This window comes from Flavobacterium sp. YO64 (genome assembly GCF_004119505.1).
In the GTDB taxonomy this organism is placed as follows: Bacteria; Bacteroidota; Bacteroidia; order Flavobacteriales; family Flavobacteriaceae; genus Flavobacterium; species Flavobacterium oncorhynchi.
This window is the reverse complement of the sequence record NZ_NRQV01000035.1, coordinates 15,742-38,662: the sequence shown is the minus strand read 5'-3', so window position 1 is coordinate 38,662 and position 22,921 is coordinate 15,742. Positions and strand designations below refer to the sequence as shown.

The following is a 22,921-nucleotide window of genomic DNA, read 5'->3' as shown; positions in this document are numbered from 1 at the left end:
GAATTTTAAAAGATATTATCTGCTCCACTCAGCGATACTGTCTTTGTTCATTTTTACATAATCTTGGTTGTTTGCAGCCTCAGCAGCAGCCAATGAAACTTTAGCCGTTTCAACAGCACCTTTTTTATCTCCTTGTTTTGCTTGAATTAATGATTTCAATCTAGAAACATAGTATGGCTTATCAGTACTCATATCAAGAGCTTTATCAATGTAAGTTCTTGCAGTTTCGATGTTTCCATTTGATTGAAACAAATATTGCGCAGCAGCAAAATAGTCATTCCAAGTTGGTCCAGCCAATGTTTTTTCGATACTTGCAGTTGCAATTTTTGCAGTAGGAACTTCAAATTTTAAAGCAACGTGTGAGTTTTCCCAAGCCATCTCTAAATAACCAAAATTAGGATCTAAACCATTAATTCCAATTGTAAAAGTTTCTACTGGTGTTGGCAGTGCGTTTTCTTTTACTGTTGTTCTTAATGCTACATAAGCATCACTCCAATTTTCTGGCAATCCCCAGTTGTCTGTAGAAAGGTAAAAAATAACTTCCCAGCTTTCGATTTTAGGAATAGTGTAAATTGCATATTTCCCTTTTTTCAAAGTTTTTCCGTCAATTACAACATCATCACTAAAATTAATAATTGTATTTTCGTTTGCTCCTGTTCTCCATAACTTTCCAAACGGAACTAAATTACCAAAAACTGCTCTGCCTCTCGCACCTGGACGCGAGTAAGTAACCTCAACATCTGTTAACCCAACTGTTTGTTTAATATAAGCTTTTGGACTCGCTTGTGGTGTTTTCACCTGAGCTTCAGACGCAAAAGGAGCCATTATTATAGCTAATGCGATAAGTAGTTTTTTCATTATTAAAAGTTTTTTTTGTTTGTTCAAATTTACAAATTCAATTACCGAACAAATGTTAAAATTTACATAATTCAAGATCGAAGAACTGCTATTTTTTTGGCGTTTAATTCGTTGAAATTATTAATGATTAAATCCGCTTCATCTAAGTCCTGCATGTTCGAATGAAGACTGTTATATCCTACACAAAAAATCCCAGCACCTTTAGCCGCTTTTACACCATTTGTACTGTCTTCAATAATAATGCAATTCTCTTTTGGCGCTATTGATAAGGAAGCTGCGTGAATAAAAATAGCAGGATTTGGTTTTGACTGCGGAAAATCTTCGCCGCTCACAATATGAGAAAAATACTGGTGCAGATTAAATCTGGTAAAAACTCTTTCTATTGTAACCTTTGACGCCGAAGAAGCTAAAATTAGCTGAATTCCGCTTGCGTGTAAATCTTTAATTAAATCCTCAACACCTTCAAGCAGATACAAATCTTCCTTTGTATCAAAAGCATCATTAAAAATACTTCTTTTTCTCTGAATTAAATCTTCAACTTCATGTACTATCGAAGGAAAATGTCCTTTTAAAGTTTGAAATGTATTTCGAGTTGAAAATCCAGTAAATGATGTGTACATTTCTTCTGAAACTTCGATATTTAATTCTGAAAACTGCTTGTAATAAGCATAACGATGAACGGGTTCTGTATCCACAATTACGCCGTCCATATCAAAAATTACTGTTTTAATCATTTTTTTTAGGTTCTGAGGTTCTGAGAGGCTAAGGTTCTAAGTTTTTTTTCTGCACTAAAGTCAGTACCTTAGCATCTTAGCACCTTATTTTTTAAGTAAATAACGAATTACAGTTTCAGCGGCATGAAGTCCAAACAAACCAGGCATGTAGCTGTTAGTTCCGTAAAACGATTTTTTAAAATTTTTCCCATCAGTTAATTTTAAGCTGTTTTCATCTTGAATTTCTGATGAAAAAACTACTTTTAATTTATTGATTTTTACGGCTTTTAATCGCTTACGAATTGCTTTTGAGAAATAACAGTTTATTGTTTTAGAAATATCAGCCACTTTTACTTTAGAAGCCAGCATCTTTCCTCCTGCTCCCATACTGCTGATGATTTTTACTCTTTTACGTTTTGCTGCAATAATCAAATTTAATTTTGGCGTAATACTGTCAATACAATCCAAAACATAATCAAACTCAGAAGAAACGATTTCAAAAGCACGCTCTGGCGACAAAAATTCCTGAACACGAGTTAGTTTTAATTCTGGATTAATATCCATCAAACGATCGCCTACAATATTAATTTTAGGCTGACCAACTGTTGAATGCAAAGCTGGTAATTGTCGGTTTATATTAGTAATATCTACAACATCGCCATCAACAATTGTCATATTTCCTACTCCTGCTCTAGCCAAAAATTCAGCTGCAAATGATCCTACTCCGCCTAAACCCACTACTAAAACATTTGCTTTTTTTAGATTTTCTAATCCTTCTTTGGTAAATAAAAGCTCAGCTCTTTCCGTCCACTCTGCCATATTATATTTTTTGTTGTTTTTGTTTTTTTTATTTGTTTCAAGTTTCAGGTTCACTGCCTGTCAGACTAAACGAAGTCGAAGTCCAATTTGAGCGCCCCCTTCGACTTCGCTCAGGGTGCCAAACTCATTTTACTTTTTACTAATTACTATTTACTTCTCACCAAAAACTCTTTCAAAATTTCTTGTAATAATTTCTTGTAATTCTTTAAGTGTCCTCTTTTTATATATTGCTGCCAAATCGTAAACCTGCTGAATACCTTCTTCAATTGTATCTGTTTCTAAAAAGAATCGATCGTCAGGGATATTTAGAAACACATCTTTCAAACTCGGATTCTGCAATAAATATTTCCCGAATGAAATATAAAATCCTGCTGTAATAAGCTGTTCGGCAACTTGACTATTTTTAGAAAAACCGTGAACAATCATTGGAACTGAAATTTTCATTTTCTTTTTGATTGCAATAATTTCCTGAAATGCAGCAACACAATGAATAACAACTGGTTTTTGGTATTTCTGGGCTAAAATCAATTGTTTTTCAAAAACCTGAATTTGAAGTTCAAGCGGAATTTCAACACGTTTATCCAAACCACATTCTCCAAGTGCTAAACAATTTTTGGTCTGCAGTTTCTCTTCAATAATTCTCAAATCATTTTCTAAACGATCTTCTTTAATATACCAAGGATGAATTCCAATTGAATAATAAGGAATTGATGCATCAAACTCCTGCGGGTATTGATTTACCAATTCTAAAATATTAGACTGATTCGTAAATTGATGTGTATGAAAATTAAAAAAGTCCATTAATGAAACGTTTTTACACCAGCTTTAATTTCTATTTTTAAATCATTTTCTAACGGAACAATTGGGCAGGAATATTTATGGTTGTAAGCACAATACGGATTGTAAGCTTGATTAAAATCGATTGCAATTGTATTTCCCTTTGGAATTTTTAGATCAATATATCTTCCGCCTATATAACTTTCTTTCCCACAGGTTAAATCTGAAAAAGGAAGAAACAAATGATCTTTATATTTTTCTTGTTTAGACAGTTCAATATTTCTATACACATTCAACTGCATTTCAACACCATCAATTGTAAAATAAATAGTTCCGTATTTTACGTATTTTGGCGTTCTTGTCCCAGTAGTTTTCATTTCAAAAACCTTTTCATTCTCTGCTTTTTCAAATCTTGCATTAACAAAATACTTTTCATTAATGGGATAAAAATCCAATGTTTTAAAAGATTTTAAATCCTCTTCCATCAACGGACTTGTCTTAGCATCAGCATATTCTGAGTTTATTTGCTTCTGAAATTTTTCGGCATCAACACTCTTAAATTTCTTTTGGCCGAAACCAAAACTAAAAGTTAAAAGCAAGCTTAGGATAATGTAGTTTTTCATCGTAGAAATTTAGTGCAAAAATAGTTTAAAAGTAACAAAATGACAACGGCAGAACGTGACAAAGTTTTCTAACTTTGTTGCAAATTTTAATCATCGCAATGCTCAAAACTGCTTTTAGTCACTATATAAACAACTTTAAAGGATTTTCTAGAGAAATCTGGATACTTACAATTATCACTTTTATCAATCGTGCCGGAACAATGGTACTACCTTTTTTGTCTAAGTATTTAAAAGAAGATCTTCATTTTACGTATAATCAAGTTGGCTGGATTATGGTTGCGTTTGGTTTAGGCTCTATGCTTGGTTCTTGGCTGGGCGGCAAATTATCTGATAAAATTGGGTTTTATAAAATCATGATTTTTAGTTTGTTTACGACAGGAATTTCAATGTTCCTAGTACAATTTGTTACCACTTTTTGGGGCTTATGTATTGCGATGTTTGTTTTAATGACTATTGCTGATATGTTTCGACCTGCAATGTTTGTATCTCTGGGAGCATATGCAAAACCCGAAAATAGAACTCGTGCATTAACACTGGTTCGTCTTGCTGTAAATTTAGGTTTTGCAGCCGGACCTGCACTTGGCGGTTTAATAATTATGGGAATGGGTTATTCTGGATTGTTTTGGGTTGATGGTGCCTCTTGTATTATTTCAATTCTAATTTTTGCATTATTAGTTAAGGAAAAGAAAAAAGTAGATCATGGTGACAAAACTGAAAGTGCTGCTGAAGTGAAATCTGTATTTCATGATGGAATATTCTGGGTTTTCTTATTTGTAAGTTTCATAACGGCTATGATTTTCTTTCAATTATTTACAACACTACCTATATATCATTTTAAAAAATTTGATTTAAGTCCATTTCAAACTGGATTATTAATGACTTTAAACGGACTTTTAATTTTTGCATTTGAAGTTCCGACGGTTGGTTTTATAGAGAGACGAGGATTTGCTAAAATTAAAATAATAATTCTAGGATCCTTTGTAATGGCTTCGAGCTTCTTTCTTTTATTAATTAATTTTTGGGCTGGAATGTTAGTAATCAGCATGATCTGTATTTCGATTGGCGAAATCTTAACTTTTCCGTTCTCAAATGCGTTTGCCTTAAGCCGTGCTCCACGAGGTCAAGAAGGGCGTTATATGGCACTTTATACCATGAGTTTTAGTCTCGCACATATTGTGAGTTCTAAAGTTGGATTTGAAATTATCTCTGATTTTGGCTATCAAATAAATTGGTTATTTATGGCTTCTATTGGGATAATTGCAACTCTTTGCTGCCTTTGGATTAAAAAAGTTTTACTACAGGAAAAAAAATAAACAAATCCTTTATCCGAAACTAAATCATTAAAATTCAATTCATTAACTTTGAACTTGAATAATTTTTCTATGCCTTTTAATCTCGAATAACGTCTTTTTTAGTTAAATAACTATTTTTATAGTTGCGTAACTAAAAAAATAGTTATAGCTTTGAATTAAAATTAAAGACATGCAAAAGTTAACCAACAAAGAAGAAGAGATAATGCAAATTTTATGGAAGTTGAAAAAAGCTTTTGTAAAAGAAATTCAGGCAGAAATTACTGAAGACCAACCGCATTACAATACCCTTTCGACAATAGTTCGAAATCTGGAGGAAAAAGGTTTTGTAGCGCATAATGCATTTGGAAATACACATCAATATTATCCTGCTGTAACTCTTGAAGCCTACAGCAAGAAATACATGAAAACGGCAATTGACAACTATTTTAATAGTTCTTATAAAAATATGGTTTCGTTTTTTGCCAAAGAAGAGAAAATCTCTGCAGATGAATTACGCGAGATATTAGCTATGATCGAAACTCCAAAAGAAGAAAAATAATGGTTATGGAAGCACTTTTCATTTATATTGCAAAATCTACAGGTTTAATCGCACTATTTTACGGTGCTTATCAAGCTTTACTTCGCAAGGAGACATTTTTTAACAGCAACAGGTGGTTTTTATTGACTGGTTTAATAACAGCTGTAGTTTTACCTTTAGTAGTTTACACTAAAGTTATTTGGGTTGATCCTGCTCCATCACTTAATATTGACTATTCGCAGCTTGGGCCATCACAAATTACCCAAGAGACTTTTGAAATTAATTGGAACTATATCTTAATAGCGGTTTATGCTGTCGTTTTTTTGGCATTGATTGTAAAATTTGCTTTTGATTTTTATAGTTTAAACACGATTTTAAAAGGTCGAAAAGTAAAACAACAAGCCGATTTTAAATTTGTTGATATTGCCGAAAATATCGCCCCTTTCTCCTACTTTGATTACATCGTATACAATTCATCAATGTATAACGAACAAGAATTAGAAAATATCATTGAACATGAAAAAGTACACAGCGAACAAAATCATACTATCGATGTTTTAATTACTCGTGTTTTTTGCATTATCTTTTGGTTTAACCCAATAATGTGGCTTTATAAAAAAGCAATAGTTCAAAACTTAGAGTTTATTGCTGATAAGGAAGCAGCTAAAAAATTATCTGACAAAAAAGCCTATCAATACACGCTTTTAAAAATAACAACGCACGAAACCTGCGTTGCAATCACCAATCATTTTTATCAATCATTAATCAAAAAACGAATCGTTATGTTAAACAAAAATCAATCAAAAAAACGAAATTCTTGGAAATACTACACTGTAATTCCAGCTCTTGCCGCTTTTGTATTCTTATTTCAAATTGAAGTAATTGCAAAAGAAAAACAACTCGTTTTAAAAGGAGTTTCTGAAAAAACTGTATCAGAGGATATTTACAAAATCAAGAAAAATTCTACTGATAAAGAATTAAACGAAATCAAAGAAAACTTAAAGAAAAAATACAACATTGATTTCGAAACTTCTGAAATACGAAGAAATGCAGAAAATGACTTAACATCAATTAAAATTGATATTAAAAACGGAACTCAGCAGGTACAATCTATTCAAACAAAAGGCGATCAACCTATTAAGAGTTTTGGAATAGTTGTTACGACAGATAAAGAAGGCAGTAAAAAAGTTGGTATTCAAACTTCTGATGAAACCAATGATTCTAAAACTGGCAAAAAAGCAAAATTTGTAAGCAGCACAAAAACAATAACTAAATCAAATACTAATGATAGCAATAATTCTGATGTTAGTGCAAAAACTGACACTAATATTAATACAAATATTAGCACTACTGTAACGACAAATTCTGATAATAATATTACTACAAAAGTAATTACGACAGATGGAAATTCTTCTTCAATAACGATTTCGAATTCTACTAGAAGTAATATGAAAAAAGGCAATCAATTAGTAGTTGTAAATGGAACTGTAATGTCAAGCGATTATAACCTTGAAGAGCTTAAACCAAATGAGATTAAAACCATTGTTATATCTAAAGGAACTCAAGCAAAAGCTAAATATGGAGAGAGCGGATCGAATGGTGTAATTGAGGTTGAAACATATAAATAGCCTAAAAATGCAAAAGTTAACCAACAAAGAAGAGGAAATCATGCATATTTTATGGAAGCTTAAAAAAGCTTTTGTAAAAGAAATTCAGGCGGAAATTACTGAAGATCAACCGCATTATAACACACTTTCGACTATTGTTCGCAATCTTGAAGAAAAAGGCTTTGTGGCACACAATGCATTTGGAAACACTCATCAATATTATCCTGCAATTAGTTTAGAGGTTTACAGCAAAAAGTACATGAATACTGCGATTGACAACTATTTTAATAGTTCATACAAAAATATGGTTTCCTTTTTTGCCAAAGAAGAGAAAATCTCTGCAGATGAATTACGCGAAATCTTAGCTATGATCGAAACTCCAAAAGAAGAAAAATAATCGATATGGAAGCACTTTTTATTTTTATTACAAAATCAAGCGGTTTATTAGTACTGTTTTATTGTGCTTATTTCTTTTTACTTCGTAAAGAAACTTTTTTCAATAGCAACAGATGGTTTTTACTAGCTGGATTATTCACCTCTATTATTTTGCCATTTTTGGTGTACACCAAAATCGTTTGGGTCGACCCGGCGCCAATAATTGAAAACTTTAATTATACTCGAGGCTATTATCCGCAGACTATCGAAAAAGAATCTTTTGAAATTAACTGGAATTATGTTGCAATTGCCGTTTATGCTCTTGGATTTCTGGCTTTAATTATAAAATTCGGAATGGATTTTTATAGTTTAAATTCCGTTTTAAAAGGCAAAAAAGTACAACAGCAAGCTGATTTTAAATTTATAGATGTAAATGAAAACATTGCTCCTTTCTCCTATTTTGATTATATCGTATACAACTCATCAATGTATACAGAGGCTGAATTAGAGAATATTATTGAGCATGAAAAAGTGCACAGCGATCAAAATCACACAATGGATGTTTTGATTTCTAGAGTATTTTGTGTGCTGTTTTGGTTCAATCCAATTATCTGGCTGTACAAAAAAGCAATTCTGCAAAATCTCGAGTTTATTGCCGATAGCGAAGCTGCCAAAAAAATTTCAGACAAAAAAGCGTATCAATACACGCTTTTAAAAATCACGACACATGAAAGCTGTGTCGCAATCACCAATCATTTTTATCAATCATTAATCAAAAAACGAATTGTCATGTTAAACAAAAATCAATCAAAAAAATGGAATTATTGGAAGTATTACGCCATACTTCCCGCTCTTGTCGCTTTTGTGCTTTTATTCCAAATTAAAACTATAGCGCAAGAAAAAGAACGAAAAGAAGCTCAAGAAATTACTTCAAAAACAGATCCGATTATTGTATTCAAAATCAAGAAAACAACAACTGATCAGGAACTAAAAGAAATGACGGCTAAACTTAAAAAGGAGCATGATGTAAATGTTGTTGTTTCTAATGTTATTAGAAATTCTAATAATGAATTAACAGCGATTAAAATTGATATCGACAAAGGAACTGGAAAAGCACAAACTTTAGAGATTGAAGGCAATAATCCTATTAATGAAAGCGGTATTGTAATTACAACGAACAGCAATGGCACTAAAAAAGCCGGCATTCTTACTGGTGAAGAAATTAACGAACCAATAACAACTGGAAATCGTGTTGTAGAAATTAAGCATTTTAACGGTAAAGATATGCCTGAACCGCCAGTTCCTCCTGCTGCACCAATAACTTCAGCTCTACCTCCGCCGCCTGCTCCTCCTGCACTGCCTGAGTTACCTAAAAACTTAGAGCTTCCGGCTCCGCCAAATATGTCTAAAATGCCAAAAGCACCAATACCTCCAAGAAATTTTGAGGATAAAGTTGCAGTGAAAAATTTCGAAAAAAAGATGGCGGAATTTGAAAGAAAAATGGAAGCTTTTCAACCGCAATTATCAGCTTACGAAAAACAAGTAGATGAAATCATGGCTAAACGTGAAGGCGGCTATGATAAAGAAATGGAAAAATTCGAAATTGCGATGGATAAATTTAACGCAGAAATGGACAAATACAACGCTCAAATTGACCAGCAATTTGGAGGCGATTTTGAAAAAAAGATGGAGCAATTTGAAAAAGAAATGAAAGTATACGAACAGAAGATGAAAGTGTACGAAAAAAACATTCAGAAATTTGAAAAAGAAAATAAACGTTCTTAATCTTAAATTTAAGAATACGTTACAAAAAAGACTTTGCCTGACCGCAAAGTCTTTTTTTTGTATCTTTGCGCAAAATTAACCTGCGATGTACAAAATTTTAGCCAAATTAAATAAAATACTCTTACCAAGTTTTACCAAACAAGGTTTAGATATTTCTAAAGCCAAAAAATGGCAAATGGCAATTATTGGTTACAGAGCTTTTATTACTAAACGTGCTTTAGAATAATTGAGTTTAGAATAAAAAACGTCTTTGAATATTGATATTAAAAAATCGAATTCAAAACAGCAGCATAACGTAAATGAACCGCAATGAGATAAAATTTGCATTCACTTTACATGAATTTCTCCATGAAAAATAAAGAATTAAATATCCCTCCCGTTCCTGCAGTACTTTTAGCAATTCTAAGCGTTCAATGCGGTGCTGCAATTGCAAAAACTCTTTTTCCTGCTATTGGAGCAGCTGGAACAGCCTCTATCCGAATTGGTGTTTCGGCATTGATTTTACTTTTAGCATACAGACCTAATTTAAAGCAAATCAAACCTAACCAATGGAAAATTGTAGTGCCTTATGGTTTGTGTTTAGGAGCTATGAACTTAACTTTTTATTTGGCTATTGAACGAATCCCAATTGGATTAGCCGTTACTTTAGAGTTTATTGGTCCGTTGTTACTTGCTATAATTGGCTCAAAACGCTTAATTGACTATTGCTGGGTATTATTGGCCGCAGCCGGAATTGTTTTAATAGCACCGTGGTCAAATGACGCCATAGATACAGTAGGAGTTTTGTTTGCACTTTTGGCTGCAGCGTTATGGGCGACTTACATTATTCTGGGCGGGAAAGTTTCAAAAATAATGCATGGTGGTCAAGCGGTTGCAACTGGCATGCTGTTTGCCTCGCTGCTAATTTTACCTTTTGGTTTTTATGAAAACGGATTACTTAACCTTACTCCTAAACTTTTTGGTTATGGCGTTGCCCTTGCCCTTTTGTCAAGTGCAATTCCATTTACTTTAGAGATGAAAGCACTAGGACAGCTTCCTCCCCGCACATTTAGCATTTTAATGAGTTTAGAACCGGCCGCCGCTGCAATTTGTGCGTTTCTATTTCTTCAAGAAAAACTAAACTTTTACGAGATTCTAGCAGTCGTTTGTGTCGTATCTGCCTCTGTCGGCGCTACATTAACAGCAAAACGATAAAAAAACAAAAGCCTTGCAAATACAAGGCTTTCATAAACGTAGGTATTGTTTTGGAGATTGTAAATTATTTCTTTGGCAATAATACTGTGTCAACAACATGAATTACCCCATTTGATTGATTGACATCGGCAATTATAACTTTAGATTTATTTCCGCTTTCATCGCTTATATATAAATCTTTTCCTTTCATCCAAGCTGTCAATGTTCCGCCATTTACTGCTTTTATAGTCGCTTTTCCTTTTCCTTCTTTTATTGCTTTTGCAATGTCTGATGCATTCCATTTTCCTGAAACAACATGATAAGTCAAAATATTTTGAAGCATTTTTTTATTCTCTGGTTTTAGCAATGTTTCAACAGTTCCTTTTGGCAGTTTATCAAAAGCTGCATTCGTTGGAGCAAAAACAGTAAATGGTCCTTTTCCTTGAAGTGTTTCTACTAAATCAGCAGCCTTAACAGCAGCAACCAATGTTGTATGATCTTTTGAATTAACGGCATTTTCAATAATATTTTTGTTCGGATACATTGCAGCGCCGCCTACCATTACTGTTTTTTGAGCAAAAGATGTAAACCCTAATGCTAATGTCAAAATTGCTGCAGCTAAAAATTTTCTAGTTTTCATAATTAATGTTTTAAGTTATATCTTCATTTACGGAGAACTTTTTCTTTTGGTTTTAAAGAAATCTGAAATAATCTCAAATAATACCGAAACATTCTCAAAATCGATTATAAAACAAGCTTTTAGCTATTCAAAACTTTTTTAATTATTTTTAACGAGGCGATGATTTTTGTCTCTATTTTATTATTAACTTTAAATTCAAAACCAATTCATTATGCAAAATCTTCCCAAAAAAGTCAGAAGTAAAAAGTTAAACACAAGAGTTGATTTAACCGCAATGGTCAGCGTTTCGTTTTTGCTGATTATATTTTTTATGGTTGTTGGGGAATTGTCTAAGCCAAAAATTATGGATTTGAGTTTACCCAATTATGACTACGAAGAGCGTTTTATGGGGTGCAGACTTCATGATGAAAGACGTACTCTAACACTTTTACTTGATGATGATAACCAAATAATTACTTATTCTGGATTATTATTTTATCCTATTGAAGGCCCAAAAAAGTTGCATTATGGGAAAAGCGGAATTAGAAAAGAGTTATTAGAAAAAAATAAAGAAGTCTTAGAATATTCAGCTCAAAGAGGAAAACCTGGTCGTGGTATTACTGTTATTATTAAACCAAGCAAAAAATCTAATTATGGTAATTTAATAGATATTTTAGACGAAATAGAAATTGCTGAAATTAATACTTATGTAATCGTACCTGAATTTACTCCTGAAGAATCAAAATTATTAGCTTCAAAATAATTCAGATTAACCAAAAATCAAAGTTATGAATAATTTACCTCAAAGAGTTCGTAGTAAAAAATTAAACACAAGAGTTGATTTAACCGCGATGGTCAGCGTTTCGTTTTTGCTGATTATATTTTTTATGGTTGTTGGAGAATTGTCTAAGCCAAAAATTATGGATTTGAGTTTACCTGATTATGATTGTGACGATTGCCTACCGGGTTGTGTTGACGAAACAAGGATTTACACCATTTTATTAGATAAAAATGATAGAATAGTGACCTATTCAGGTCTTTTATATTATCCATTGGAAAAACCAAAAGAAATAAATTATGGCAAGAATGGAATTCGTAAAGAATTATTAAAAAAAACAGTAAAATTATAGAATATTCCACAGCACTTGGAAAACCAAAAAATGGCGCGATTGTAATTATAAAACCAAGCAAAAAATCAAACTTTAAAAATTTGATAGATATTTTAGATGAAATGGCAATTGCAAAAATTGACACTTATGCAATAGTCAACGAATTCACACCAGAAGAATCAAAATTACTAGCTTCAAAATAAAGCTTCTTGCGAAAACGACTGCCCTAGCCCTGATCGAAGCGGCATCCTTTTTCTGGCTTCTTTAGCCAGGAAAAGATATAGCGGAGAGCAGGAATAGCTCCCAAAAATACTAATTCTTTAAATTCCAAAATCTAATTGGGATGCGCTTCGACTTCTCTCAGCGCGATAACTTGAAACTTGAAACAAAAAAAACTTGAAACAATAAGATAAAAAAAAAAGTCCCACATTACTGTGGGACTTTCTATTTAGAGGAAACTAAGAATTATTTTTTCTCAGTTTTTTCCATTTTAGCTTTTAATGCAGCTAATACATCATTATTATCTCCTAAAGTTGCAGCTGGTGCATTAGTAGTAGAGTTAGATGAAGTATTTTCAGTTGCAGCTTTCACGTTTTTCTCTTCTTCTTCTCTGAAGATAGCAGTGTGAGAAGCAACTACTCTTTTGAATTCTTTGTTGAATTCGATTACTTTGAAATCAGCAGTATCGCCTTTTTTCAATTTCTTTCCGTCTTCTTTTTCAAGGTGACGAGTTGGAATGAAAGCAACGATATCATCTCCGAATTCTACAGTAGCTCCTTTGTCAACGATTTCAGAAATCTCACCATTGTGGATAGTTCCTACAGCGAAAGAATCTTCGTATTGATCCCAAGGATTAGCAGTAGTTTGTTTGTGACCTAAAGATAATTTACGTCCTTCAACATCTAATTCTAATACAACTACATCAAGTTTTTCACCAACATTTACAAATTCAGATGGGTGTTTGATTTTCTTAGTCCAAGAAAGGTCAGAAATGTAGATTAATCCATCAATTCCTTCTTCTAATTCTACGAAAATACCAAAGTTTGTAAAGTTTCTAACGATACCTGTATGTTTAGAACCCACTGGGTATTTAGAAGTAATGTCAGTCCATGGATCTTGAGTTAATTGTTTGATACCTAATGACATCTTACGATCATCTCTGTCAAGAGTTAAGATAACTGCCTCAACAACATCTCCAACTTTCACGAAGTCCTGAGCAGAACGTAAGTGAGTTGACCATGACATTTCAGAAACGTGGATTAAACCTTCAACACCTTCAGCAACTTCAATAAATGCACCGTAATCAGCGATTACAACTACTTTACCTTTTACTTTATCACCAATTGTTAAATTAGCATCTAAAGCATCCCATGGGTGAGCGTTTAATTGTTTCAATCCTAATTGAATTCTTGTTTTCTCATCATCGAAATCAAGGATTACAACGTTTAATTTTTGGTCTAATTCAAGAACTTCACTTGGGTGGTTGATTCTGCTCCAAGAAAGGTCAGTAATGTGAATTAATCCGTCAACACCACCTAAGTCAATGAACACACCATAAGAAGTAATGTTTTTAACAACACCTTCTAATACTTGTCCTTTTTGTAATTGACCGATGATCTCTTTTTTCTGTACTTCAATATCAGCCTCGATAAGCGCTTTGTGAGATACAACAACGTTTTTGAATTCGTGGTTGATTTTTACCACTTTGAATTCCATCATTTTGTTTACATATACATCGTAGTCTCTAATTGGCTTAACGTCAATTTGAGATCCTGGTAAGAACGCCTCGATACCGAATACGTCAACGATCATACCTCCTTTAGTTCTACATTTAACAAAACCGTTAACGATTTCTCCAGTTTCATTAGCTGCAATAACTCTATCCCAAGATTTGATAGTACGTGCTTTTCTGTGAGATAATACTAATTGACCTGTTTTGTCCTCACGGATGTCGATTAATACTTCAACTTTGTCACCTACTTTTAAGTTTGGGTTGTAACGGAATTCATTTAAAGAAATAACACCTTCAGATTTAGCATTGATATCAACGATAACGTCTCTATCTGTAATTCTAACAACAACTCCTTCAACTACTTCTTCTTGATCTGTAGCGATGAAAGTTTTTGATACTAGTTCTTCAAACTCTTGTAAGTTTTTCTCATCTACTGCATCAATTCCTTCTTGGAAGTTATGCCAGTTAAAATTTGCTAAAAACTCTTCTTGTGATTTTAATTGTTCAGACATGCTGATAAAAAATTTGTATTCTGTTTTTCTTGAGTTTCTCAAAGCGATAGAAAAAACAGAAGTTGTTTTACATAAATGGTTGATACCTAATGGAAACTCTTCTCTGCCAAAAGGTTTGCAAAATTACTACAAATTTCTGTACTTACAAAATAAATTCAAATGATTATCAGTCAATTGCTCTGAAGCAGACGTTTTTGGGTTTTTCAAAGTGTAAAGTCCCGCTATCCGTTACAAACGAAGTTCACTGAACTCCGATTAAAATAAAAGTTAAGTGAAGTAATCTTTTATAACAAACACCGCTACAAAAGGATTTCCACTTCTATGGGGGCTAGATTAGAATATTTAATAGTTTCTAAAAAGTCTTTTCTATTGATTTCCAACAAACTTATCCATAACTACCTTTGTCAAAGTTCGAAACTTTGACAAAGGTTTAAAATCAGACTTCTAACGATAATTTTACTTACTTTTACTTTATGACCATAACACTCGACGAAGTAAAACAAAAAATAGAAACATTCCATAAAAATGAACAAGTTATCACTGCTGTTTATTGGCTTTTAAAAAAGTACAATCTCAAAAACAAGAATTTAAAAGGGTTTGAATTTAGAGAAAAAGCAAAACCTGATTTTATTTTAATGACTACTGAAGGTGAATTTGGAGAACCACAAATTATAAGAATTCCAGAAAACACTTTTGAATTTCCATTAGAATTAATGCTCATCCTTATTGCTCACGAATTAGTTCATGTCAATCAAAAAACAGTAAAACCTTATATTCTGGATAAAAACGAACGGGAATGGCAGGCTTATTACGAAATGAATTTTCACAATCTATTTCCACAAGTTCCTGAAATATCCAATTTTCATAAAAAGTTTTTCGCGCAAAAAGGTTTAGAATATTATAACCGAATGGGAGAAGGCTCGGAACTGCAGCAAAAATATGCTCAACAAAAAAAGCAAGTCGATGATTTGATTATCTCATTAGAATAAACTCTTAAAACAACAAATCCGACAGATTTTAAAATCTGTCGGATTTGTTGTTTATGATACAAACATTTATTCTTAATGACTCAAATTCTCTATCTCTTTCGGGTCATGTTTATGTTTAAATAAAACAGCAAACGCAATCGCAATAACTAAAGCATAAGCCGCAAACGAAAGCCAGATTGTATGCCAGTCTTTCATCAAAATTGGATTAGCAAAAATACCATCAGTAGAAATTGAATTTCCTTGACCTTTTACAAATTCTAACATCTTAGAATTTGTTGTATCAGTTTGTAAAAATCCAGCTAATTCAGATGTATTCGTAAATGATTTTGTAAAGAAACGGTCAATAGCCCAGCCAGAAGTTAAACTTCCTAAAACTGCTCCTACTCCATTGGTCATCATCATAAACAAACCTTGTGCAGAAGAACGTATTTTAGAATCGGTATTACTTTCTACGAATAAAGAACCAGAAATATTAAAGAAATCAAATGCCATTCCGTAAACGATACAAGACAAAATAATCATCCATAATCCGCCAACAGGATCTCCAAAAGCAAATAATCCAAAACGTAAAACCCAAGCCAGCATACTAATAAGCATAACTTGTTTTATCCCAAAACGTCTTAAGAAAAACGGAATTGCCAAGATAAACAACGTTTCAGAAACTTGAGAAATCGACATAATAATAGTCGAATACTGGATCACAAAAGAATCAGCATACTTTGGAAAATGTTTAAATTCATCTAAAAACACATCACCATAAGCATTTGTTAACTGCAAAGCTCCACCTAAAAACATAGAAAAAACAAAAAACAAAGCCATTTTGTAATTTCCAAATAATTTAAAAGCTTCTAAGCCCAAAGTTTCGGTTAACGAAGCATCTTCTTTAGTTAAACGCTGTGGTTCACATTTTGGCAATGTAAAAGCATAAATTCCTAAAATTAAAGCCCCAATTCCAGCAATATAAAACTGATATTCAGTTGCTTTACTTCCGCTTAAATTAGTAATCCACATTGCAGCAATAAAACCAATTGTTCCCCAAACACGAATTGGCGGAAAGTCTTTCACAATGTTTTTATTATTCAACTTCAGTGAAGTGTAAGAAATTGAATTACTTAATGCAATTGTCGGCATATAACAACACATTGCCGCAAACATTACATAAATAAAATTATCTGGAGTAGTCACATGAGCAATTCCAAATAAAACTGCCGCATAAGCAATATGCAAAACACCGTATAACTTTTCGGCATTTACCCATCTATCAGCAATAATTCCGGTTAAGGTTGGCATAAACAAAGAAGCAATTCCCATGGTTCCAAATACTAAACCAAATTGTGTTCCTTCCCAATTTTTGGTTCCAAACCAGTAATTTCCAATTGTAATAAGCCAAGCTCCCCAAACAAAAAACTGAAGAAAACTCATTACAATTAATCTATTTTTAATTCCCATATATTGAAATTGTCTTTTTAGTAAAAATGAAGCGGTAAAACTACCATTAAAAATAATATCTACAAAAAATTAAATGGTTTTTAAAGCATCATTTACCAATTCTAAAACTGCTTCAAACTGCTCTTTTTTATTTAAGTAAGAATTATCTATTTCTATTGCATCATCAGCTATCACTAAAGGCGAATCTTCGCGATGTGTATCAATATAATCTCTTTCCACTACATTCTTTAAAACGTCTTCATACGAAACATTATCTCCTTTTTGCTGTAATTCATCAAAACGTCTTTGTGCACGAGTTTCAGCGCTGGCAGTCATAAATATTTTAAGTTCTGCATTTGGAAAAACAACGGTTCCTATATCTCTTCCATCCATTACTATTGCTTTGTTTTTTCCCATTTCTTGTTGCTGCTCTACTAATTTAGCACGTACTTCAGAAACTTCTGCCACTTTACTCACAAAATTAGAAACCTCAATAGTTCTAATTTGTTTTTCGACATTTTCGCTATTCAAATACATTTCGGCAAAACCCAATTCAGTATTAAATTTAAATTCTAACTGAATCTTTGACAAAGCATTTATCAGAGCACTTTTATCAAAAAAATCAACTCCAATAAATTTATTCTGCATGGCAAAAAGCGCCACTGCGCGATACATTGCTCCTGTATCGACATATACATATTCAAGTTCTTTTGCCAATTGTTTTGCTAATGTACTTTTTCCTGTTGATGAAAATCCGTCGATAGCAATTGTAATTTTTCTCAATTTTTTATGTTTTAATTTTTAATCTTAAAAGCCTCTAGTAATAAATACTCATCAAAATATCAGATTCTGAGTTATCTATGATTTTAGCCATTCTTTCAAAATACTTTTTGTTGACCATTGGACAGCCAAAACTGTTACAAATGTAACCATCTTTCTCTTTATACGGAACATCATAATAGTAATGAAAAACAATATCTCGCTTAGAAGCATTACTATTGGTTGTGTCCAAACCATGCAGTCTATATGCCTTTCCGAACTTACCAACATAAGAATTCCCGATCGAATATCTGCCTAATGAAGTACTTAACGAATTTGGTACATTGCTAAATTTAAGCTTTCCCTTAGTTGTTGTTTCAGAACCTGAACCATGAGCAACCAAACCTTGATCTATAATTTTATTTGTTTTTAAATCATAAACAAAGAATCGATTTTTTCCAGACGGTATTTTCATGTCAATTAAAAACACAATATCCTGATTGTATTTCGAATCTTTCTTAATCAACTTTTTCACTTCATTTACTTGAGAACTAAATCTTTCTTCTGTTTTTTCTTTCTCTTTCGAGTTTTCATTTCTGTAAACAAATTTATAAACTGCAAATGCTAAAAGAATAAAAGCTGCGGCAAATAATATCTTTTTCATAAATAACTAAGGCAAAAAAAATCCTTTTAAAATCGGAAACACTATTGTTTACAATTATAAAAGGACTATACTTTTTAAAGTACTGACAACTATTATTTTAATAATAAATATCTAAGATAATATTCGACTTAGAACTATCAATTATTTTTTCAATTCGTTTAAAGAACTGCTCGTTCACCATTGGACAACCGTGACTATTACTTATGTAATAATCTTGTTCGTCATAAGGAACCGCAGAATAGTAATGCAAAACAATTGCTCTTTTTAAAGCATTATTGTTAGATTCTTCTAATCCGTTTAGTCGATATGCTTTTCCAAAAATCCCTTTATAGCATTTTTCAATAACATATCTGCCTAACGCAGTACAATTGGAGTTTGGTGTATTGCTAAATCTAAGCAACCCTTTTATTCCAGTTTCTGAACCAGAACCATGTGCAACAAGCCCTTGATCTAAAACCTTGTTGTTTTCTAAATCGTACACAAAAAAGCGATTTTTCCCAGAAGGCACTTTCATATCAATCAAAAAAGCAATTTTTGTATTGTATTTTTTATCGATAGTAATCATGTTTCTTATGTCGCCTATTCTGCTGTTGATTCTTTCAATTTCTAAACTGGTAATAGATTCTTCTTTGAAGTAATGGTTTGTGCCCGTAAATAACCCCACAGTCATAAACAAAAATAAACTAAATATTTTCATACAAATTATTGAAAATTTAAAATTAGACCAAAAAGACTTGTATTCGCCGCCAATGTGTATCTCGAATATGAATAATTAAATTTTAATTTATTCATTTTCAGACCAAATCCTAATGAAACTCCTGAAAAATTACGCTTTTCTTCTACTCGTAATTCTTCCCCTCTTCTAAAATTATATCCTAAACGCAGATTTATTGCTTTTTTAGGAAATAACTCCACACCAAAAACAACATGCCTTAAAGCGTTGTTAACAAACGAAACTTTCTCGCTGCTTGTCGATCCATCGATATTAGTTTCACTTCGAACGGGATTCGAAAATGAAATATTCCATTGTTGCAAATTCTCTAATGTAAGATGCCAGCGAATAGGAATATGTTCTAATTCTTGCGATGCTCCTGCAGTAATTTCAAAGGGCAAATTTTCCTGTATTCCTGAGTAGGTTGTAAATTGTGTACCAATATTACGGATTACTAAAGCCAAATTTACGTTATTTTTTTCAAATATATACAAAAATCCTAAATCAATAGCACCTCCAATAGAATTATAACTCTCTAAATTTGAAGTTATTAACTTAGCATTAGCTCCAATATGAAGATCCGTATACGGAACATTGTAGGCATATCCCAGCGATAATGCACCTTCACTTCCTCTAAAATCTGATGTTGACTGCCCATTTTCATCATAACCTTCAAATGATCCGTAGTTTATATAATTAACTCCAGCATAAAATGTTTGCACGTGTCGATCATAGGTATAGGCATACGAAGCACTTCCATAAGAAGCTTGTCCGTAGTAATTTCCATAATTTAAAGCCAAGTGATTGTCCATTTCGTCATTTAAAACTGCTGGATTAGACATTGCCTGATTAACATCTTCATCATAAATAGTAATCGTTTTACCTCCTAAAGCTGCCTGTCTTGGCGATGCTGTCAAATTTAAAAATTGATAGGTGTAACGCCCGCCAACTTGTCCGAATGAAACCGAACAAATGAATATTATAAAAAATAAAACATAATGTTTTAACATTCTTTTCTTGGCGTTCCTATATGGGAATAACGCAGTTGCGAAGGTAAAATTATAAACCTAAAAAAATAAATTACAGTAAAAAAAAATCCAAATCCCAATCTTAATTAAAAATTGGAATTTGGATTTTAAATAGTTTGTACTTCAAATAGAAGTTCTTATTTCAATACTTTAGCATTTTTCACATTTTGATCTGTAAGTGCTAAAACCAATACTTCGCTCATTTCTTTTACATAATGAAAAGTAAGCCCCTCTAAGTATTCCGCTTTAATTTCATCAATATCACTTTTATTCTCGTGACACAAAATAATTTCTTTAATACCGGCTCTTTTTGCTGCTAAGATTTTTTCTTTAATTCCACCAACTGGCAATACTTTGCCGCGAAGCGTAATTTCTCCAGTCATAGCAAGATTTTTCTTCACTTTCTTTTGTGTCAATAACGAAACTAATGAAGTCAGCATTGCAATACCAGCACTTGGGCCATCTTTTGGAGTTGCTCCTTCTGGCACATGCAAGTGAATATTGTATTTTTGAAATAGCTCAATTCCTAAACCTAACTTTTTAGCATTGGCTTTAATGTATTCAAGGGCAATTGTAGCCGATTCTTTCATTACATTTCCAAGGTTTCCTGTAATGGTTAAGGCACCTTTCCCTTCAGAAATTAAGGATTCTATAAATAAAATATCTCCTCCAACACTTGTCCAAGCTAAACCCGTTACGACTCCTGCAACATCATTATTCTCGTATTTATCACGCTCTAATCTTGGTACTCCCAAAACTTTTACGATATCTTCGTCTGTAACTTTTTTGTTATACTCCTCTTCCATCGCAACAGCTTTTGCAGCGTTACGAATTACTTGAGCAATTTTAGTTTCTAAATTACGAACACCTGATTCTCTTGTATAACCTTCAACAATTTTTTCTAATTGTTTTTTTCCAATAGTTAAATCTTTAGACGTTAGTCCATGTGCTTCTAATTGTTTTGGAAAAAGATGCCTTTTAGCAATTTCTACTTTTTCTTCAATTGTATAACCAGACATTTTTATAACTTCCATTCTATCACGCAATGCAGGCTGAATTGCCGCCATATTGTTTGAAGTTGCAATAAACATAACTTTAGATAAATCATACCCCATTTCTAGGAAATTATCATAAAAAGCACTGTTTTGCTCTGGATCTAAAACTTCTAATAATGCAGATGATGGATCACCGCTGTTACCGTTTGACAACTTATCGATTTCGTCTAAAATGAAAACTGGATTTGATGTTCCTGCTTTTTTCAAACTCTGAATAATTCGTCCCGGCATTGCACCGATATACGTTTTTCTATGTCCGCGAATCTCCGCTTCGTCACGTAAACCACCTAACGAAATACGAACATATTCACGACCTAGAGCTTCGGCAACTGAACGTCCGATAGAAGTTTTTCCAACTCCCGGAGGTCCTGTTAAACATATAATTGGCGATTTCATGTCATTTCGCAATTTTAAAACTGCCAAATGTTCAATCATTCTTTTCTTAACTTCATCAAGACCAAAATGATCTTTGTCTAATATTTTTTGAGCATGTTTTAAATCAAATTTGTCTTTAGAATATTCACCCCAAGGCAATTCTAAAAACAACTCTAAATAATTGCGTTGAATTCCAAAATCAGGCGATTGCGGATTCATACGGCGCATTTTAGATAATTCTTTCTCGAAATGCTTCTGCGTTTTTTCGTCCCATTTTTTGGTTTTCGCTTTCTGCCCCATTTCGTCCATTTCTTCCTCTTGTGAAACGCCTCCCAATTCTTCCTGAATGGTTTTCATTTGTTGGTGCAAGAAATATTCGCGCTGCTGCTGATCTAAGTCGAAACGAACTTTTGACTGAATGTCGTTTTTCAATTCCAGCTTTTGCAGTTCTACGTTCATATAACGCAAAGTCTCAAGAGCTCTGTCTTTTAATCCGTTTATAGATAACAAACCTTGTTTTTCTTTTACGGATAAATTCATATTAGAAGAAACAAAATTGATCAAAAACGACTGGCTTTCAATGTTTTTTATCGCAAATGTAGCTTCTGATGGAATGTTTGGACTTTCTTTTATAATTTGAATTGCCAATTCTTTTACAGAATCTAAAATAGCGGTAAACTCAGTATCATTTTCGTCTGGACGCTCTTCTGAAACTTCTTTTATTGTAGCAGTTATATAAGGTTCTTCTGAAACAACTTCGTCAATTTCAAAACGTTTCTTTCCTTGTAAAATAACCGTCACGTTTCCGTCAGGCATCTTTAAAACACGTAAAATTCGTGCTACAGTTCCTATTTTATGAATATCATCTTTTGATGGATCTTCGTCTTCTTCGTTAATTTGAGAAACTACTCCAATAATTTTTCCACCTGCATTAGCATCATTTATCAGTTTAATTGATTTGTCTCTTCCTGCAGAAATTGGAATTACAACTCCTGGAAATAAAACGGTATTACGTAATGGTAAAATTGGAAGCGAACCAGGAAGTTCTTCATTGTTCATTTCCTCCTCATCCTCTGGAGTTAATAATGGAATTAATTCTGCTTCTGAATCAAATTCTTGAAGTGACAGATTGTCAATAGTAAGTATTTTATGATTTGACATAATAATATATAAGTCGTTTTGTCATTAAAAGTTTAATCCAAATTGCAAATGGAGCATAAAAGATTATAATTTCTATTAAGTACTGCAATTACAAGATAGGCCATAAAATTAGACAATCATTATGCCAAATCCAAAATAGTCAGTTTTGAATTTTATATTTTAACTAGTATTTGCATTTATTTCTAAAAAAAATAAAATTATTTTTATAAAACTGTAAC

The 22,921-nt window shown here is 32.5% G+C and carries 22 protein-coding genes and 1 pseudogene; 10 read left to right on the top strand and 13 right to left on the bottom strand.

Translation table 11 applies throughout. The features are described from left to right. Positions 1-15: 15 nt before the first annotated feature. The 5 genes from BOW57_RS18180 to BOW57_RS18160 all read right to left on the bottom strand — a co-directional run bounded on the left by BOW57_RS18180 (position 16) and on the right by BOW57_RS18160 (position 3,790). Complete coding sequence (locus BOW57_RS18180) at positions 16-858, bottom strand: DUF2911 domain-containing protein (protein WP_089055566.1); 843 nt, start codon at positions 856-858, stop codon at positions 16-18. A gap of 71 nt (positions 859-929) precedes the next feature. Continuing rightward, positions 930-1,592, bottom strand: coding sequence for an HAD family phosphatase (locus tag BOW57_RS18175; protein ID WP_129056315.1), 663 nt, complete (start codon positions 1,590-1,592; stop codon positions 930-932). Between the two features lie 84 nt (positions 1,593-1,676). Continuing rightward, positions 1,677-2,390 carry a ThiF family adenylyltransferase gene (locus tag BOW57_RS18170; protein WP_129056313.1) on the bottom strand — a complete coding sequence of 238 codons (714 nt, stop codon included), beginning with the start codon at positions 2,388-2,390 and terminating at the stop codon, positions 1,677-1,679. Positions 2,391-2,540: 150 nt separating this feature from the next. Then, complete coding sequence (locus BOW57_RS18165; protein WP_129056311.1) at positions 2,541-3,191, bottom strand: TatD family hydrolase; 651 nt, start codon at positions 3,189-3,191, stop codon at positions 2,541-2,543. Further along, complete coding sequence (locus tag BOW57_RS18160) at positions 3,191-3,790, bottom strand: DUF1684 domain-containing protein (protein ID WP_129056309.1); 600 nt, start codon at positions 3,788-3,790, stop codon at positions 3,191-3,193. Before BOW57_RS18160 ends, BOW57_RS18165 begins: the two co-directional genes overlap by 1 nt. Positions 3,791-3,888: 98 nt before the next feature. Here BOW57_RS18160 and BOW57_RS18155 point away from each other — a divergent pair, with 98 nt between their 5' ends. The 7 genes from BOW57_RS18155 (at position 3,889) to BOW57_RS18125 (ending at position 10,581) form a co-directional block, all read left to right on the top strand. Then, positions 3,889-5,103 (top strand): MFS transporter, encoded by a 1,215-nt coding sequence (locus BOW57_RS18155; RefSeq protein WP_129056307.1) that lies wholly within the window; start codon positions 3,889-3,891, stop codon positions 5,101-5,103. 169 nt (positions 5,104-5,272) lie between these two features. Next, entirely contained in the window at positions 5,273-5,641 is a 369-nt protein-coding gene (locus tag BOW57_RS18150) for a BlaI/MecI/CopY family transcriptional regulator (protein WP_089056688.1), read from the top strand. 5 nt (positions 5,642-5,646) lie between these two features. After that, complete coding sequence (locus BOW57_RS18145; protein ID WP_129056305.1) at positions 5,647-7,248, top strand: M56 family metallopeptidase; 1,602 nt, start codon at positions 5,647-5,649, stop codon at positions 7,246-7,248. A gap of 7 nt (positions 7,249-7,255) precedes the next feature. Then, positions 7,256-7,624 (top strand): BlaI/MecI/CopY family transcriptional regulator, encoded by a 369-nt coding sequence (locus tag BOW57_RS18140; RefSeq protein ID WP_129056303.1) that lies wholly within the window; start codon positions 7,256-7,258, stop codon positions 7,622-7,624. A gap of 5 nt (positions 7,625-7,629) precedes the next feature. Then, positions 7,630-9,387 (top strand): M56 family metallopeptidase, encoded by a 1,758-nt coding sequence (locus BOW57_RS18135; RefSeq protein ID WP_129056301.1) that lies wholly within the window; start codon positions 7,630-7,632, stop codon positions 9,385-9,387. A gap of 85 nt (positions 9,388-9,472) precedes the next feature. Further along, complete coding sequence (locus BOW57_RS18130; RefSeq protein WP_129056299.1) at positions 9,473-9,613, top strand: SsrA-binding protein; 141 nt, start codon at positions 9,473-9,475, stop codon at positions 9,611-9,613. A 122-nt stretch (positions 9,614-9,735) separates the two neighbouring features. Beyond that, positions 9,736-10,581: a DMT family transporter gene (locus BOW57_RS18125; protein ID WP_089055575.1), complete on the top strand. Its 846-nt coding sequence runs from the start codon at positions 9,736-9,738 to the stop codon at positions 10,579-10,581. Positions 10,582-10,645: 64 nt separating this feature from the next. Here BOW57_RS18125 and BOW57_RS18120 read toward each other — a convergent pair whose 3' ends face one another. Beyond that, positions 10,646-11,200 (bottom strand): fasciclin domain-containing protein, encoded by a 555-nt coding sequence (locus tag BOW57_RS18120; RefSeq protein ID WP_129056297.1) that lies wholly within the window; start codon positions 11,198-11,200, stop codon positions 10,646-10,648. 211 nt (positions 11,201-11,411) lie between these two features. Between BOW57_RS18120 and BOW57_RS18115 the strand changes: the two genes are divergently transcribed. Together BOW57_RS18115 and BOW57_RS18110 are read left to right on the top strand one after the other, a co-directional pair. Next, on the top strand, positions 11,412-11,942 hold the full coding sequence (locus BOW57_RS18115; RefSeq protein ID WP_129056294.1) for a biopolymer transporter ExbD: 531 nt from the start codon (positions 11,412-11,414) through the stop codon (positions 11,940-11,942). A 25-nt stretch (positions 11,943-11,967) separates the two neighbouring features. Beyond that, positions 11,968-12,491: pseudogene (locus BOW57_RS18110) on the top strand (ExbD/TolR family protein). A 262-nt stretch (positions 12,492-12,753) separates the two neighbouring features. On the opposite strand, the gene rpsA reads toward BOW57_RS18110, so the two are convergent. After that, on the bottom strand, positions 12,754-14,532 hold the full coding sequence (gene rpsA / locus BOW57_RS18105) for a 30S ribosomal protein S1 (protein ID WP_068840655.1): 1,779 nt from the start codon (positions 14,530-14,532) through the stop codon (positions 12,754-12,756). Between the two features lie 473 nt (positions 14,533-15,005). Between rpsA and BOW57_RS18100 the strand changes: the two genes are divergently transcribed. Further along, entirely contained in the window at positions 15,006-15,521 is a 516-nt protein-coding gene (locus BOW57_RS18100) for a hypothetical protein (RefSeq protein WP_129056292.1), read from the top strand. A gap of 72 nt (positions 15,522-15,593) precedes the next feature. Here BOW57_RS18100 and BOW57_RS18095 read toward each other — a convergent pair whose 3' ends face one another. The 6 genes from BOW57_RS18095 to lon all read right to left on the bottom strand — a co-directional run bounded on the left by BOW57_RS18095 (position 15,594) and on the right by lon (position 22,703). Next, positions 15,594-16,970: a nucleoside permease gene (locus BOW57_RS18095; protein WP_129056290.1), complete on the bottom strand. Its 1,377-nt coding sequence runs from the start codon at positions 16,968-16,970 to the stop codon at positions 15,594-15,596. 69 nt (positions 16,971-17,039) lie between these two features. Further along, positions 17,040-17,732 carry a (d)CMP kinase gene (cmk, locus tag BOW57_RS18090; protein WP_129056288.1) on the bottom strand — a complete coding sequence of 231 codons (693 nt, stop codon included), beginning with the start codon at positions 17,730-17,732 and terminating at the stop codon, positions 17,040-17,042. A gap of 34 nt (positions 17,733-17,766) precedes the next feature. Then, positions 17,767-18,372, bottom strand: a complete 606-nt coding sequence (locus BOW57_RS18085) for a murein L,D-transpeptidase catalytic domain-containing protein (RefSeq protein WP_129056286.1) — start codon at positions 18,370-18,372, stop codon at positions 17,767-17,769. 97 nt (positions 18,373-18,469) lie between these two features. Further along, the gene (locus BOW57_RS18080) at positions 18,470-19,069 is read right to left on the bottom strand and encodes a murein L,D-transpeptidase catalytic domain-containing protein (RefSeq protein ID WP_089055582.1); all 600 of its coding nucleotides are present in this window, start codon (positions 19,067-19,069) and stop codon (positions 18,470-18,472) included. A gap of 5 nt (positions 19,070-19,074) precedes the next feature. After that, positions 19,075-20,094 (bottom strand): type IX secretion system protein PorQ, encoded by a 1,020-nt coding sequence (gene porQ / locus BOW57_RS18075; protein WP_129056284.1) that lies wholly within the window; start codon positions 20,092-20,094, stop codon positions 19,075-19,077. 155 nt (positions 20,095-20,249) lie between these two features. After that, a complete protein-coding gene (gene lon / locus BOW57_RS18070; RefSeq protein ID WP_129056282.1) occupies positions 20,250-22,703 on the bottom strand; it encodes an endopeptidase La in 2,454 nt (817 codons plus the stop codon). Between the last annotated feature and the right edge of the window lie 218 nt (positions 22,704-22,921).

Coding starts and splice junctions, on each gene's coding strand:
- BOW57_RS18180 (WP_089055566.1), bottom strand. CDS start 858: ATGAAAAAACTACTTATCGCATTAGCTATAATAATGGCTCCTTTTGCG.
- BOW57_RS18175 (WP_129056315.1), bottom strand. CDS start 1,592: ATGATTAAAACAGTAATTTTTGATATGGACGGCGTAATTGTGGATACA.
- BOW57_RS18170 (WP_129056313.1), bottom strand. CDS start 2,390: ATGGCAGAGTGGACGGAAAGAGCTGAGCTTTTATTTACCAAAGAAGGA.
- BOW57_RS18165 (WP_129056311.1), bottom strand. CDS start 3,191: ATGGACTTTTTTAATTTTCATACACATCAATTTACGAATCAGTCTAAT.
- BOW57_RS18160 (WP_129056309.1), bottom strand. CDS start 3,790: ATGAAAAACTACATTATCCTAAGCTTGCTTTTAACTTTTAGTTTTGGT.
- BOW57_RS18155 (WP_129056307.1), top strand. CDS start 3,889: ATGCTCAAAACTGCTTTTAGTCACTATATAAACAACTTTAAAGGATTT.
- BOW57_RS18150 (WP_089056688.1), top strand. CDS start 5,273: ATGCAAAAGTTAACCAACAAAGAAGAAGAGATAATGCAAATTTTATGG.
- BOW57_RS18145 (WP_129056305.1), top strand. CDS start 5,647: ATGGAAGCACTTTTCATTTATATTGCAAAATCTACAGGTTTAATCGCA.
- BOW57_RS18140 (WP_129056303.1), top strand. CDS start 7,256: ATGCAAAAGTTAACCAACAAAGAAGAGGAAATCATGCATATTTTATGG.
- BOW57_RS18135 (WP_129056301.1), top strand. CDS start 7,630: ATGGAAGCACTTTTTATTTTTATTACAAAATCAAGCGGTTTATTAGTA.
- BOW57_RS18130 (WP_129056299.1), top strand. CDS start 9,473: ATGTACAAAATTTTAGCCAAATTAAATAAAATACTCTTACCAAGTTTT.
- BOW57_RS18125 (WP_089055575.1), top strand. CDS start 9,736: ATGAAAAATAAAGAATTAAATATCCCTCCCGTTCCTGCAGTACTTTTA.
- BOW57_RS18120 (WP_129056297.1), bottom strand. CDS start 11,200: ATGAAAACTAGAAAATTTTTAGCTGCAGCAATTTTGACATTAGCATTA.
- BOW57_RS18115 (WP_129056294.1), top strand. CDS start 11,412: ATGCAAAATCTTCCCAAAAAAGTCAGAAGTAAAAAGTTAAACACAAGA.
- rpsA (WP_068840655.1), bottom strand. CDS start 14,532: ATGTCTGAACAATTAAAATCACAAGAAGAGTTTTTAGCAAATTTTAAC.
- BOW57_RS18100 (WP_129056292.1), top strand. CDS start 15,006: ATGACCATAACACTCGACGAAGTAAAACAAAAAATAGAAACATTCCAT.
- BOW57_RS18095 (WP_129056290.1), bottom strand. CDS start 16,970: ATGGGAATTAAAAATAGATTAATTGTAATGAGTTTTCTTCAGTTTTTT.
- BOW57_RS18085 (WP_129056286.1), bottom strand. CDS start 18,372: ATGAAAAAGATATTATTTGCCGCAGCTTTTATTCTTTTAGCATTTGCA.
- BOW57_RS18080 (WP_089055582.1), bottom strand. CDS start 19,069: ATGAAAATATTTAGTTTATTTTTGTTTATGACTGTGGGGTTATTTACG.
- porQ (WP_129056284.1), bottom strand. CDS start 20,094: ATGTTAAAACATTATGTTTTATTTTTTATAATATTCATTTGTTCGGTT.
- lon (WP_129056282.1), bottom strand. CDS start 22,703: ATGTCAAATCATAAAATACTTACTATTGACAATCTGTCACTTCAAGAA.